We start from the raw sequence: 13,450 nt of genomic DNA, 5'->3' as shown, positions 1-13,450 counted from the left end.
GGGCCAGACAGGTGAACATGACCGCCCGGCTGGCGGACACCCTTCGCAAGCAGCGTCACCTCCGGGGCGAGCGCATCTTCTGGCGGGCCGACGGCCACCCAAAGATGCCCCAGGTGCTGCTGAACAAGTGGATGAGCCGCATCCAGCGGCTGGAAGAGCTGAGGGTGACGGGAGGCATCCCCACATCCTCCACCACACCTTCTACTCCCAGTTGGCGATGGTGGGCGCTCCGGCGGAGGCCGTCCAGGACTTGGCCGGGCACCAGAATATCTACTCCCAGCGCTACATGCACCTAAGCCCGGCGGCCAAGTCGGCGGCGATCCGATGCTTGAGCCCCGAAAATGAAAACGGGCTGGAGACCTTTCGGCCTCCAGCCCGCTTCATCGTTTGGTCGGGGAGACAGGATTTGAACCTGCGACCCCTTGGTCCCGAACCAAGTGCTCTACCAGGCTGAGCCACTCCCCGATATCCGGTGCTGCGCCAGGAACTGCCCTCGGGCCCGGCGAAGCGCGAGCGGATCTATCCGAGCCGCTTCCTTGAGTCAACGGACTCTTTCGCCCCTCCCTTCCCTCCCCCTGCCCACCGCCCCAGCTCCCTCGACTGTTGTCCTACCTACCCTTCAGGACGGGACAATGTTCACCCTCTTCACAACATCCGGGCCTTCCTGTAGTTCCAAGGTGTTGCACGTTGATCCGCCCCTGTTCCCCCACAGAGGACCATGACTGCCCCCACTGTCCTCATCTCGGATGATGAGCCCCTCGTCGTGTCCGCACTCGCCCGGGAGGCCAAGCGCTCCGGCCTCGTGTGCGTGTCCGACACCACCTCCGAACATGTGCTGGAGCTGGCCCGCAAGCACCGCCCCGCCGTCATCATCCTGGACATCAACCAGCACCAGGACGGCCGGGACCTGCTCGCGCAGCTGAAGAAGGACCCCGCCACGCGCGACTCCAAGGTCATCATGCTCAGCGGCGTGGAGGACCAGTTCACCCGCCACGTGTGCTTCGAGCTGGGCGCCGACGACTACGAAGTGAAGCCGTGCGACCCCACCTTCATGGCCCGCATCGCCCGCATGGCCGCCGCCGCCGTGCGCCCGCCCGCTTCCCCCGAAGCCGCCTGACTCACGACGGACGCAGCGAACGGATGGCCGCCGCCCGGTCCTTCGCGCCAAACACGTAGCTGCCCGCCACCAGCACCGTCGCCCCCGCGGCCACCACGCGCTTCGCCGTCTCGGCGTTGATGCCGCCGTCCACCTCGATGTCCACGTCCAGCCCCCGCGCGTCCAACATCGCGCGCAGCCGGCGGACCTTGTCCACCGTGGACTCGATGAACGACTGGCCCCCGAACCCCGGGTTCACGCTCATCAGCAGCACCATGTCCACGTCCCCCAGCACCTCTTCAATCGTCACCAGCGGCGTGCCCGGGTTCAACACCACCGCCGGCTTCGCCCCTGCGTTACGAATCTGCTGGAGCGTGCGGTGCAGATGGGGACTGGCCTCCTGGTGCACCGTCAGCACGTCCGCGCCCGCCTTCACGAACGCGTCCACGTACTTCTCCGGCTCGACAATCATCAGGTGCACGTCCAGCGGCTTCGTCGCCACCCGCTTGATGGCCTCCACGATGGGCGGCCCCAACGTGAGGTTGGGGACGAACCTGCCATCCATGACATCCACGTGAATCCAGTCGGCTCCATCAGCCTCGATGGCGCGGACCTCCTCACCCAGACGGCTGAAATCACAGGAGAGCAGCGACGGAGAGATGCGGACAGGGCGGGTCATGGCGGCGCTTCATAACCGCTTCCCGTTGGCCACGGTACCTCTGCCCGACTGGACAGAGACCTGGCGGACACAGGTGGACCCAGCAGGTGGGGGGGCCGGGCGGCCGACACACCGCGCGTGCTACAACTTGGCGCGCCCGCGGCCATCCGCCGCATCCCACGGAGCCCGCCCCGGTGCTTCCCCAGTCCGTGCCCGCCTCCCCCAACCTGTCCCGCCGACTCGCGAAGCTGACGTCCATCCTGGATGTCGCCAAGGCGATGAGCGCCGAGCGGGACCTCGACCTGCTCTTGCCCCTCATCCTCTATGAGGCCACCAAGGTCGTGGAGTCGGACCGCTGCTCGCTCTTCATCCTGGACCGCGAGCGCGAGGAACTGTGGAGCAAGGTGGCCCAGGGCTCCAAGAATGAAATCCGGCTCCCCATGGGCAGCGGCATCGCCGGACAGGTCGCCCACACCGGCGCCGTCATCAACATCCCCGACGCCTACGCCGACCCCCGCTTCAACAGCAGCTTCGACGTCTCCAGCGGCTACCGCACCCACACCATCCTCTGCGTCCCCATGCGCGACGCGAATGGAGATGTGACGGGCGTCATCCAGGCCCTCAACAAGCGCGGTGGACGCATCTTCGACGCGGAGGACGAGGAGCTGCTGCTCGCCCTGGGCGCCCAGGCCGCCGGCGCGATTGAAAACGCCCTCCTCCACGAGGAGATCAACCGCCTCTTCGAGGGCTTCGTCTCCGCGTCCGTCGTCGCCATCGAAGCGCGCGACCCCACCACCGCGGGCCACTCCGGCCGCGTGGCGGACCTCACCGTGTCGCTGGCCCGGGCGCTGGAGCACCACACCACCGGCCCGTATGCCCAGACGCGCTTCACCGCCGTGGAGCTGCAGGAGCTGCGGTACGCGTCGCTGCTGCACGACTTCGGCAAGGTGGGCGTGCGCGAGAACGTGCTCGTCAAGGCGGAGAAGCTCTACCCGCATGAGCTGGAGACGCTGCGCGCCCGCTTCCAGCTGGCTCGCAAGGACCTGCAGCTGCAGAGCTCCCGGCGCAGGCTCGCCTCCGTCGAGGCTCGCGGCCTGTCCGCCCTGCCCACCATCCACCAGGAGGAGGACGCCCGGCTTGCCCAGGAGCTGGCGCAGCTGGATGAGGTGATGGGGTTCCTGCTCACCTGCAACAAGCCGACGGTGCTCGCGCAGGGCAACTTCGAGCGGCTGCTGGAATTGGGCAAGCTCAGCTACACCGACGCGCACGACCATGGGCAGCCGCTGCTGCTGCCCCACGAAATCCAATCCCTCTCCATCACCCGCGGCACGCTCTCTCCAGAGGAGCGCCGCGAAATCGAGAGCCACGTCGAGCACACGTACCGCTTCCTGTCGCAGATTCCGTGGACTCGCGCGCTGCGCCGCGTGCCGGAGATTGCGTACGCGCACCACGAGAAGCTGGATGGCACGGGCTACCCTCGCGCCGTGCCGGAGATTCCCGTGCAGTCGCGGATGATGTCCATCTGCGACATCTACGACGCGCTCACCGCGAGTGACCGGCCCTACAAGAAGGCCGTGCCGCACACGCTCGCGTTGGACATCCTCAAGAAGGAGGCGGGGTCCGGACAGCTGGACAAGGACCTCTTCACCATCTTCGTCGAGGCGGAGATTCCCCGCCGGGCCCTCAAGAAGGGCCCGGCGTAGAGCACGGCATCAGGCGCTGATGGTGTGCAGCCGGAGGCTGTTGATCTTGCCCGGCTGGCCCACCGGCGCGCCGAACACCACCACGATGCGGTCGCCTCTGCGCGCCAGGCCCCGCGACACCAGCTCCTCCTCGACGCGGCGGAGCATGGTCTCCGTCTCCTGGATGGGCTCCAGCACGCGCGGCACCACGCCCCAGAGCAGGGACAGGCGGCGGCGCACCTCCTGGTTCGGGCTGAACGCCACGATGGGCACCGTGGGCCGGTAGTGCGCGAGCAGCCGCGCGGTCACGCCCGACAGCGTGAAGGCCGCGATGAGCGAGGCGCCGCTGGCCTTGGCCGCCTCGCACGCCACGCGCGCGATGACGTCCGGGAAGTGCAGCGGCAGGCCCAGCGGGGCCTCAATCACGCGCGGCTGGTGCTGCGCGCGGGAGGAGGACTCGGCCGCCAGGATGATGCGCTCCATCATCTGCACGGAGTCCACGGGGAACTTGCCGCTCGCCGTCTCACCCGAGAGCATCAGCGCGTCCGCGCCGTCGTACACGGCGTTGGCCACGTCGCTGGCCTCCGCGCGCGTGGGGCGCGGGTTGTCGATCATCGAGTTGAGCATCTGCGTGGCCACGATGACGGGCAGGCCGCGCAGGTTGGAGCGCCGGATGATGTCCTTCTGGACGGCCGGCACCTCCTCGGGGGGAATCTCCACGCCCAGGTCGCCGCGGGCCACCATCACGCCGTCCGTCTTGTCGAGGATGGCGTCCAGGCGCGCGATGGCCTCCGGCTTCTCCAGCTTGGAGATGATGGGCACCGTGCGGCCCACCTCCGCCATGGCCTGGCGCGCGGAGTCCAGGTCCGACGGCTGGCGCACGAAGGACAGCGCGATGTAGTCCACGCCCGCCTTGAGGCCGAAGATGAGGTCCTCGCGGTCCTTGGGCGTGAGCGCGTCCGCGCGCACCGCCACGCCGGGCAGGTTGATGCCCTTGTTGTTCTTCAGCGTGCCGCCGTGGACGACTTCCGTCTTGATGAGCTGCTTCTTGTCCGTCTCCACGACGCGCAGCTCCAGGAGGCCGTCGTCCAGGAGGATGCGGTCGCCCGGGTTCACGTCCGCCGCCAGGTGCGGGTACGTGGTGGACACGATTTCGTCCGTGCCCTTCACCGTCTCGTCGGTGGTGATGTGGAAGGTGGCGCCGTGCTTCAGCTCCGTGCTGCCGGTGATGAAGCGGCCGGTGCGGATCTTCGGACCCTGCAGGTCGCCCAGGATGCCCACCGCCTTGCGCACCTTCAGCGAGGCCGCGCGCAGCATGTCGATGTTCGCCTGATGCTGCTCGTGGCTGCCGTGGGAGAAGTTGAGCCGGGCCACGTCCATGCCGGCCTCCAGCAGCGCTTCCAACATCTCCGGGGTCTGACTGGCCGGGCCGAGGGTGCAGACAATCTTTGCTCGTCGCATAGGAGCGCGAACATCCGGGACCCCCGCGTTTCGGTCAAGGAGTCACCGAATGTGACCGAGCAGGTAAACCAGTAAATGTCCAGGCTGCTCGGCGTGCGCTCAACCGCGCAACAGCGTGCCCAGGTTCTCGCGCTCCCAACGCAGCGCGGCGGCGTAGTGCGGGTACGTGCGCTCGCGCTCGCGGAAGGCGCGCGGGTGGTGCACGCGGCGCCCGGTGCGATTGCTGCTGGGGAACAGCTGGTGGAGCATCTCGTGGAAGACGATGAACTCCACGAAGAAGGCGGGCACGTCCGGCTTGTCCAGCGCGGGGTGGATGCGGATCTCCCGCGTCTGGTGGTCGTAGACGCCCAGGCGGATGGACTTGCGGCGGCGGCGCGGGGGCATGCGGCCCCAGCCGATGCGGGCCTGGATGGCGTTCTGGAAGTAGGCCTCGTTGACGCCGTTGTAGAGCGCCCGCAGGTCGAAGCAGCGGCCGAGCGGATTCAGCTCCGCGTCCGACTCACGCCGCAGCTGCCGGATGAGCGGCTGCTGGCCGCGGATGTATTCGTCCAGCAGGGCGCCCGCGGCGCGGTGGCCCCGGCCCGCGTAGTCCGCCACCGCGCGCACGATGCCTTCGGGCGCGTCCAGGAACATGTGGTGCAGCCGCAGCTGGAGCACCTGCGAGCCGCGGCGGAAGGACACCATGGTGGAGCGGTTGTCCGTCACGGCCAGGCGCACCGGCATGCCCAGGTTCGCGCTCAGGCGCCACGCGAGCGACTCCGCGCGCGTCCACAGCTCCTCGCGCGACGCGGTGAGGACTCGCGGGGCTTCCTCCGCGACGCGGTTGCGCGGCGGCAGGGGCGCCTGTCCCTCCGGCGCGCGCTGCGCGGAGGTGGCGGCGCGTTCCGCGGACGAGCCACGCGGGAACAGGGACATCTGGCGGAAGGCTTCGGGCGTCACGCGGGGGGCATCGTACCCGGCACTTCCCGAACCTCAAGGCCAGGGGCTGGACGCTCGTCCGCCGGTCGACCTGGCCCACACGCCGAGCGTGACACCCCGGGTTGAATCCGTCCCAGTGCCCCTGTCCTTCAGGGCAGGCCCGGGTCCCCATGGCGCGACTTGAGCAGCCGCTCCAGCCGCTCCGGCTCCATGCGCACCACGAAGGTCTTCTCCCGGGCATACGTCACCTGTCCGGGGGCAGCGCCCTTCAACTTGCGCACGAACTTCACCGGCAGGTAGCTCACCTCGCCGCGCGGCTCGCCCTTCGCCCCCGAGTGGTGCAGCGCCAGGTGCGCCGCGTCCAGCAGCACCTCCTGGGACACCTCCGCGTTCTTCTCCAGCGGCACCACCACGTGGCTGCCCGGCAGGCCCCGCGCGTGCAGCCACATGTGCCAGGGACGGGCCACCTTGAAGGTGAGCTGGTCGTTGTCCTCCGAGCCGCGCCCCACCCAGATGCGGGCGCCGCCGTGGCCCACGTACTCCTTGAAGGGGAGGCCCCCCTTCGGGCCCTCCTCGCCCTGGACCACCTGGAGCACTTCGGCCTGCGCCATCAGCGCGGCGTCGTCCATGGCCTCAATCTGCGTGAGCGCCGTCTGCGCGTGGGCGACCTCCCGCGCGAGCTCCATCTCGCGGTGGCGGGCCTGCTCCACGCCGCGCAGCAGGCGCCGGTACTGGTGGAAGTGCCAGTCCGCCTCCTCCTTCGGGGTGCGCTTCGGGTCCAGCTTCACCTGGACCTCCTCCACGCCGGCTTCCGTATAGGCGGTGAGCGTCACCTGGGACGCGCCGCGCTTGAGCCGGTGGAGGTTCTGCGCGAGCAGCTCGCCCACCTCGCGGTGCTTCTCCGCTTCCGGACCGCGCTGGGCCTCCGCGCGCACCTTCTCCAGCGTGCGCGAGGAGCGCTTCAGCCGCGCCCGGTACGGCTGCGCGAGCCGGCGGCGGATGGCGTCCGCGCGGCTGGTGCGGTCCTTCTGCCCGAGCACCCGCTCGGCGGCCTGCAGCTTGGGGAGCGCGTCCTCTTCGCGCGGCTCCAGGCGCGAGGGCTGCGCGCGCCCCTTCGCCAGCGCCTGCGGGGACACGGGCTCCGGCGGCGACCACTGCGCTCCGGGATAGAGGTTGCGCCTGGGGCCGAAGCCCTCGCCGGAGAGCATCAGCACGCGGTGGTTGTCGCTGAGGAGGAGCAGTCCCCCGGGCGCGCCCACCTCCAGCACCAGCCGGCGGCGCACGCCTTCGCGCTCGAACTCCAGGACGATGGCGCGGCTGTCCTCCAGGTAGCTCGCGGCCTGGAGCTTGAAGCCGGTGAGCTCCTGGCGCAGCCAGCGCTGGAAGGGGGCGGGCTCGCCCGGCGTGGGGAAGCGGTCCTCCGCGACGGACAGGCGCGACAGCTCGCCTTCGGCGCACAGACACAGGACCACCGATCTGCCCGGGACGCGCAGCTCCAGGTAGGCCAGGCGGGGCAGCGGGCACCACGCCTTCTGGGCCACCGCGCCCACCAGCCGGGCCGCGGCCTCCGCCACGACCTCACCGAACTCCACCGGACGCAGCGACATGGGGCCTCCCGGACGCGGGACGCGAGGTGGGAACCCCTGGCCCGCAAAAGAAAAACGGCCCGGCGGGTTTCGCCGAGCCGTTCACCGGACGTCAACCGACGCCCGTCATGACGCTTTACTTCAGGCTTCCGGCGTCGCCGGGGCCGCAGCGGCCTTGCTGGCGCTCTTGCGGGTGGTCTTGCGCGCGGACTTCTTCGCGGCGGCCTTCTTGGCCGGGGCCTTCTTGGCCGCACCGCGCTTGGCGGCAGGGGCCTTGCGGGCGGCGGTCTTCTTCGACGCGGTCTTCTTCGACGCGGCCTTCTTCGCGGTCTTCTTCTTCGCGGCCATCGGAATCCTCCGTTCAGTGTTGAGGCCCGCGAGGACGCGAGCCCTGCACCCACTTTGGACTGAACGTGAGTGCTTGAAATGAATGGTACGGGCGACATGCCAGTGTGTCAACGCATGGTGATGTATTGCAGTGCGCGGCGAGGCCGATTTTTGGCCTCCGGGCGCTTCGAACCGTTCGTGGGCGGTCATTTCGGGGGTCCGGCGCGTCGCGTGCGGGGCCGAGTTTCCGGCTCCGGACGCGTTTCGAGGGTCCGCGCTACAGGTATGGATGTCCGCTGCCGTGCATCCGGCGCGCGCGCATCGCGTCGCTTCCCGTCGTGGAGGCGACGACCTACGGTGCCCGCCCGCATGAGCTCCGCCACGCTGACCTTCCCCGCGTCCTTCACCTTCGGCGTCGCCACGTCCGCGTACCAGGTGGAGGGCGGCATCGAGAACGACTGGGCCCAATGGGAGCGGCAGGGGAAGTTGAAGGAGCCCCACGCCCGCTGCGGCCGCGCGGTGGACCACTGGAACCGCTACGCGGAGGACTACGCCCTGGCGAAGGCGGTGGGGGCCACGGCGTTCCGGCTGTCGCTGGAGTGGGCGCGCATCGAGCCCGAGCGCGGCCGCTTCGATGGCGCGGCGCTGGAGGGCTACCGCGAGCGGCTGCTCCAGCTGCGCGCGCATGGCCTGCGGCCGGTGGTGACGCTCCATCACTTCACCCACCCCACGTGGTTCCACACGTCCACGCCCTGGCACCTTCCGGAGAGCCTGGAGGCCTTCCGCCAGTACGTGCGCCAATGCGCGCCCCTGTTGGAGGGGCTGGACGCGCTCGTCATCTCCTTCAACGAACCGATGGTCCTCTTGTTGGGCGGCTACCTCCAGGGCCTGATGCCGCCGGGCATCACGGACGGGGCGAAGACGATGGCCGCGCTGGGCAACCTGGTGCGCGCGCACGTCATCGCGCGCGAGGAGCTGGGTCAGCGTCTGGGCCGGGTGGAGCTGGGCATCTCCCAGAACATGCTCGCGTTCGCGCCGGACCGCTGGTGGCATCCCCTGGACCGCTCGCTGGTGCGGCTGGCGGCCCCCGCCTACAACCACGCGTTCCACGAGGCGCTGTCGTCCGGCCACCTGCGCGTGTTCATGCCGGGGGTCGCGTCCACGGACGTGCGGATTGAAGGGGCGCGCGACTCGGTGGAGTTCGTGGGCGTCAACTACTACACGCGCGCGCACCTGCGCTTCATGCCGCGCCCGCCCTTCATCGACTTCAAGTACCGCGACCCGGACGGGCGCGGGCTCACCGACATCGGGTGGGAGAAGCGGCCCGAGGGCTTCCTCCAACTGCTCCAGGAGGTGAAGCGCTACGGCAAGCCGGTGTGGGTCACGGAGAACGGCATCGACGACCGGCAGGGGTCGGTGCGGCCGGAATACCTCCACACGCACCTGCGCCAGGTGCTGGCCGCGCGCGAGGCCGGCGTGGACGTGCAGGGCTACCTCTACTGGAGCCTGCTGGACAACTTCGAGTGGCTGGAGGGTTGGGGCCCGCGCTTCGGCCTCTACCACGTGGACTTCGACACGCTGGAGCGCCGCCCCACCCCGGCCTGCGACTACTTCCGCGCCGTGGCCACCGGGCGCGTGCTGGTGCCGCCGGCGGCTCCGAGCCCTGGCAGCGCTCAGCCCAGCGCCGCGCGGTAGTCCACCTCGGGCTCCTCTGGTGGAGCCGTGGGGTCCGTGTCCGCGCCCGCGAAGAAGCGGCGCACGCTGTCCTCCACCGCCTCCGGCGAGTCCAGCCCGTTCACCTCCGAGCGGAAGTGCGCCGCGCCCTTGAGGCCATGGGCGTACCAGGCCAGGTGCCGGCGGAACGAGCGCACCGCGCCCAGGGGGTCCCCGACGAACTCCGCGTGGGACCGGGCGTGCTCCAGCACCAGGGCGCAGCGCTCCTCGGGCGTCGCGGGCGGGCCGCCCGTCAGCTCGCGGAAGAGCCACGGGTTGCCCAGGGCGCCCCGGCCAATCATCACGAAGTCGCAGCCGGTGACGTCCAGCATGCGGTGCGCGTCCGCCACCGTCTTCACGTCCCCGTTGCCGATGATGGGCAGTTCCGGGAAGTGGCGCTTCAGGTCCGCGATGTGGGCCCAGTTCGCCTGGCCGGAGTAGCCCTGCTCGCGCGTGCGGGGGTGCAGGGCGAGCCCCGCGCACCCCGCCTCCTGGAGGGCCTCCGCCACCTGGAGGTAGTTGAGCGTGCGCGCGTCCCAGCCCGAGCGGATTTTACAGGTGACGGGCAGGCCGGTGGCCTCACGGATGGCGCGGACGATGGCCGCGGCGCGGGGCACGTCGCACAAGAGGCCGCTGCCGGCGCCGTTGCGCACCACCTTCTTCACCGGGCAGCCCATGTTGATGTCGATGAGCTGCGCGCCGGCGGCCTTGCCCACCTGCGCGGCCTGGGCCATGGCCTCCGGTTCGCCGCCGAAAATCTGCAGCGAGTAGGGCTTCTCCACCGCCGCGTCGTAGCGCAGGTACTTGAGGGTGCGCTGGTTCTGCCGCATCAGCCCCTGGGCGCTCACCAGCTCCGTGGGGCACAGGGCGGCGCCCAGCCGGAAGGCGATGACGCGGAAGGGGCGCTCGCTCACGCCCGCCATGGGCGCGAGGATGTAGGGGTTGGGGAGCGTGTAGGGACCCAGCTTCAGCATGCGAAAAAGACACCCTATACCCGGCGGGGAACAGAAGCGCGCGGGCCATGAGAACGACCCTGCGCGAGTGGGGGCCAACGATTAAGGTCCCCACCCATGTTCCGTTTTCGGCTCGGGAGCGTCCCCGTCCACGTCCACACGAGTCACCTGCTGTTCTCCGCGGTGCTCGCCTACCAGTCCCTGCCGTCACCGGGGCGGCACTCGGGTGCCGGGTGGCTGGGGGACCAGCTGGCCGACCCCTCGTCGCCCGGGCACATGGGAGCGGTGGTGACCTACGTGCTGTCGTGGATGTTCATCGTCTTCGTGTCCGTGCTCATCCACGAACTGGGGCACGCGGTGGCCTTCCGCTTCTTCGGCTACCGGCCGAGCGTGGACCTGGTCTTCATGGGCGGCGTCACCCGGCCCAACACGGACGCGCCGCTGCCCTGGCACAAGGACGTGGTGAGCAGCTTCGCGGGCCCGCTGGCGGGGCTGACGCTGGGCGTCCTGTGCTGGGCGGTGCTGATGCAGGTGCGGGGCCGCTCGGAGGTGGCGGACTTCTTCCTGGGCAACTTCTTCTTCGCCAACATGGTGTGGGCGGTGCTGAACCTGCTGCCGGTGCCGCCCCTGGACGGCGGGCACATCAGCACGGCGCTGGCCACGCGGATGTTCGGGCGGCGGGGCTTCATCGTGTCGCACGTGCTGGCGCTGGGCCTGTGCGTGGGCATGGTGCTGCTCGCCATCAAGAGCGGGGCCCTGTTCATGGGCGTCCTCTTCGCCTCGTTCGGCTACCAGTCGTTCCGCGTGCTGGCGGACGTGATGCGCGCGCGCAACGAGGCGAAGGAGGAGGAGGGCCCCAAGGCCCAGGCCCTGCGCGAGGCGCAGCAGGCGCTGCGCGAGGACCGGCTGGACGACGCGTGGCGACTGGGCAACCAGCTGCTGGAGACGCCGGGGCTGTCCGCGGGGCTGACCAGCCGGGCCCATTACCTGCTGGGCTGGGTGGCGCTGAAGCAGGGCCACGGGCGGCCCGCGCTGGACCACTTCTCCCAGGTGCAGGGCCAGCCGGTGGAGATGCACGCGGTGGCGGCGGCGTTCTCGCTGGTGGGGGATGACGCCCGGGCGGTGGGCTACTGGAAGCAGGCGTGGGGCGAGTCGCAGGACCGCACCGTGATGCACGAGTACGCGGGCGCGCTCATCCGCCTGGGCCAGGTGAACGAGGCGCTGCGGCTGCCCGGCGTGGACCCGGCGGCCGCGTTCCGGTGCGCGGAGCGGGCGCTGTTCATCCGGGGCGCCTACTCGGAGGCCGCGGCGGTGAGCGAGGCGGCGCTGAAGTACGTGCCGGACCCGGGCATCGCGTACGACGCGGCCTGCGCGTTCGCTCGCGCGGGCAACGTGGCGGAGGCGGTGCGGCTGCTCCAGCGGGCGGAAGGACTGGGCTTCCAGGACGCGGCGTATGCCTCCTCCGACGAGGACCTGTCGCACCTGCACGGCCACCCCGCCTTCGAGGAGTGGCTGGCGCGGCTGCGTCCGGCGGCCTCGCCCTGAAGCCGGGCTGACACCGCGCGCGGGAGGGCGACTTTCTCCCGCGAACCGCCTCCGGGGCCTAGAGTCCCCGCCTGCCCCGTGAGCCCTTCGTCCCCTCCCGTGAAACCTTCCGCCGCGCCGGTGCGTACCGGTGACATGCCGGCATCCCTGGGAGCTTCCGGCGACTCGGACGAGGTGTTGATGGAGCGGTTCTGCCAGGGCGAGGCGCAGGCGTTCGACGCGCTCTTCCAGCGCTATGCACGCCCCGTCCAGGGCTACCTGGCGCGGTTGACGGGCAGCGCCGCCACCGCGGAGGACCTGACCCAGCTCACCTTCCTGTCCCTGGTGCGCGCGCGCGGCCGCTATCAACCCGGCGCCCGCGTCCGGCCCTGGCTGTACGCCATCGCCACCAACGCCGCGCGGGACCATGCGCGCCGCCACCGCCGTCCGGAGGACCTCACCCCGGAGGGCGAGCTGCCCCTCACCGCCGTGGCGGACACCCCGGAGCCGCGCGACGCGGGCCTGGAGCGCGCGGTGCAACGCGCCCTGGCGCAGCTGCCGGAAGGCCAGCGGCTGCCCATCCTCATGCACCGCTTCGAGGGCATGGGCTTCGCGGAGATCGCCGAGGCCCTGGGCCTCACGGAGAGCGCGGTGAAGGTCCGCGCCCACCGGGGCTATGCGCGCCTGCGCGAGCTGCTCGCCCCCCTTCAGCAGGAGACCTCGCGATGACGCCCGAGTGCGAACGCGTCCTGGACTGCCTGGACGGCCCGTTGCCTCCGGAGCTGGCGTCGCACGCGGCCGGCTGCGCGGACTGCCGTGCCCTGCTGGACGGCTTCCAGGCCCTGGCGCCCCCCGCCGCGGCACCGCCCCCCGCCCCCATCGACGAGGCGAAGCTCGAGCAGACGCGGCGCCAGTCCCTCACGGAGCTGGCCGCGCGGCCCCTGCCCACGCCGTGGTGGAAGGAGGTGGCGGTGCTGCTCGCCACCTATCTGGGCGTGGGAGGGGTGGGCCTGCTGGTGGTGGGCCGGCACGGGATGCTGCTCAACGCCGCGTCGCCGTGGGTGGTGGCGCTCGTGGCGCTGCTCATCGTCGTGGGCGTGGGCGGCGGAGCGCTGGTGGCCCTGGCGCCGGTGCGGCGCACCTGGCCCCTCACGCTCGTGGCCGGAGGCGCGCTGCTGCTGGCGCTGGCGCTGCTGACCGGGCGCTCCGGCGTCCAGGTGCGGCCCTTCCTCGCCGGCACCCTGGGGTGCATGGGCGCGGAGGTGATGCTGTCGGTGGTGCCGCTGGCCCTGGCGCTCGTCCTGCTGTGCCGCTCCGCCTTCCAGCCCGTGCGCGCGCTGGCGGCGGGCCTGTCCTCCGCCGGGGTGAGCCTGCTCGTCCTTCACGTGCACTGCCCGGACGGCACCGCGGGACACCTGATGCTGGGCCACGTGCTGCCGTGGTTCGCGTTGGCGGGCGTGGCGGTGTTCATCCGCTCGCGCCTGCCGTCCCGCTCGTACGCGCCCTGAGGGCCCTGGAGCCGGCTGGACGCG

12 protein-coding genes and 1 tRNA gene are annotated in these 13,450 nt (G+C 70.8%); 6 read left to right on the top strand and 7 right to left on the bottom strand.

What is annotated here, in order from left to right; all coding sequences use genetic code 11:
• Positions 1 to 388: 388 nt before the first annotated feature.
• A tRNA-Pro gene (locus AABA78_RS12860) sits at positions 389 to 465 on the bottom strand.
• A 253-nt stretch (positions 466 to 718) separates the two neighbouring features.
• On the opposite strand from AABA78_RS12860, the gene AABA78_RS12855 reads away from it, so the two are divergent.
• Entirely contained in the window at positions 719 to 1,117 is a 399-nt protein-coding gene (locus AABA78_RS12855) for a response regulator (protein WP_171422248.1), read from the top strand.
• Between the two features lies 1 nt (position 1,118).
• Here the strand turns inward: AABA78_RS12855 and rpe are convergent, their stop codons facing one another.
• A complete protein-coding gene (rpe, locus tag AABA78_RS12850) occupies positions 1,119 to 1,775 on the bottom strand; it encodes a ribulose-phosphate 3-epimerase (RefSeq protein WP_171422249.1) in 657 nt (218 codons plus the stop codon).
• Positions 1,776 to 1,948: 173 nt separating this feature from the next.
• Between rpe and AABA78_RS12845 the strand changes: the two genes are divergently transcribed.
• On the top strand, positions 1,949 to 3,457 hold the full coding sequence (locus AABA78_RS12845; RefSeq protein WP_338263262.1) for an HD domain-containing phosphohydrolase: 1,509 nt from the start codon (positions 1,949 to 1,951) through the stop codon (positions 3,455 to 3,457).
• Between the two features lie 9 nt (positions 3,458 to 3,466).
• Here the strand turns inward: AABA78_RS12845 and pyk are convergent, their stop codons facing one another.
• From pyk to AABA78_RS12825, 4 genes are all read right to left on the bottom strand, one after another.
• Entirely contained in the window at positions 3,467 to 4,897 is a 1,431-nt protein-coding gene (pyk, locus tag AABA78_RS12840; protein ID WP_338263261.1) for a pyruvate kinase, read from the bottom strand.
• Positions 4,898 to 4,996: 99 nt separating this feature from the next.
• Positions 4,997 to 5,812 (bottom strand): hypothetical protein, encoded by an 816-nt coding sequence (locus tag AABA78_RS12835; protein WP_338263598.1) that lies wholly within the window; start codon positions 5,810 to 5,812, stop codon positions 4,997 to 4,999.
• A gap of 152 nt (positions 5,813 to 5,964) precedes the next feature.
• Positions 5,965 to 7,422 (bottom strand): NFACT RNA binding domain-containing protein, encoded by a 1,458-nt coding sequence (locus AABA78_RS12830; protein WP_338263259.1) that lies wholly within the window; start codon positions 7,420 to 7,422, stop codon positions 5,965 to 5,967.
• A gap of 120 nt (positions 7,423 to 7,542) precedes the next feature.
• Positions 7,543 to 7,749 carry an excinuclease ABC subunit A gene (locus tag AABA78_RS12825; RefSeq protein WP_120528607.1) on the bottom strand — a complete coding sequence of 69 codons (207 nt, stop codon included), beginning with the start codon at positions 7,747 to 7,749 and terminating at the stop codon, positions 7,543 to 7,545.
• Positions 7,750 to 8,097: 348 nt separating this feature from the next.
• On the opposite strand from AABA78_RS12825, the gene AABA78_RS12820 reads away from it, so the two are divergent.
• On the top strand, positions 8,098 to 9,423 hold the full coding sequence (locus AABA78_RS12820; protein WP_338263258.1) for a glycoside hydrolase family 1 protein: 1,326 nt from the start codon (positions 8,098 to 8,100) through the stop codon (positions 9,421 to 9,423).
• Here AABA78_RS12820 and dusB read toward each other — a convergent pair.
• A complete protein-coding gene (gene dusB, locus AABA78_RS12815; protein ID WP_338263257.1) occupies positions 9,402 to 10,415 on the bottom strand; it encodes a tRNA dihydrouridine synthase DusB in 1,014 nt (337 codons plus the stop codon). The genes AABA78_RS12820 and dusB overlap by 22 nt on opposite strands.
• Before the next feature lie 96 nt (positions 10,416 to 10,511).
• Between dusB and AABA78_RS12810 the strand changes: the two genes are divergently transcribed.
• The 3 genes from AABA78_RS12810 (at position 10,512) to AABA78_RS12800 (ending at position 13,426) form a co-directional block, all read left to right on the top strand.
• Positions 10,512 to 11,939, top strand: coding sequence for a site-2 protease family protein (locus tag AABA78_RS12810; RefSeq protein WP_338263256.1), 1,428 nt, complete (start codon positions 10,512 to 10,514; stop codon positions 11,937 to 11,939).
• 135 nt (positions 11,940 to 12,074) lie between these two features.
• Positions 12,075 to 12,647 (top strand): RNA polymerase sigma factor, encoded by a 573-nt coding sequence (locus AABA78_RS12805; RefSeq protein ID WP_338263255.1) that lies wholly within the window; start codon positions 12,075 to 12,077, stop codon positions 12,645 to 12,647.
• Positions 12,644 to 13,426 carry a DUF1109 domain-containing protein gene (locus tag AABA78_RS12800; RefSeq protein ID WP_338263254.1) on the top strand — a complete coding sequence of 261 codons (783 nt, stop codon included), beginning with the start codon at positions 12,644 to 12,646 and terminating at the stop codon, positions 13,424 to 13,426. Before AABA78_RS12805 ends, AABA78_RS12800 begins: the two co-directional genes overlap by 4 nt.
• The last annotated feature ends 24 nt before the right edge of the window (positions 13,427 to 13,450 follow it).

Origin of the sequence: Corallococcus caeni (assembly GCF_036245865.1) — a bacterium.
Lineage (GTDB): Bacteria > Myxococcota > Myxococcia > Myxococcales > Myxococcaceae > Corallococcus > Corallococcus caeni.
This window is presented reverse-complemented; position numbering and strand designations above follow the sequence as displayed.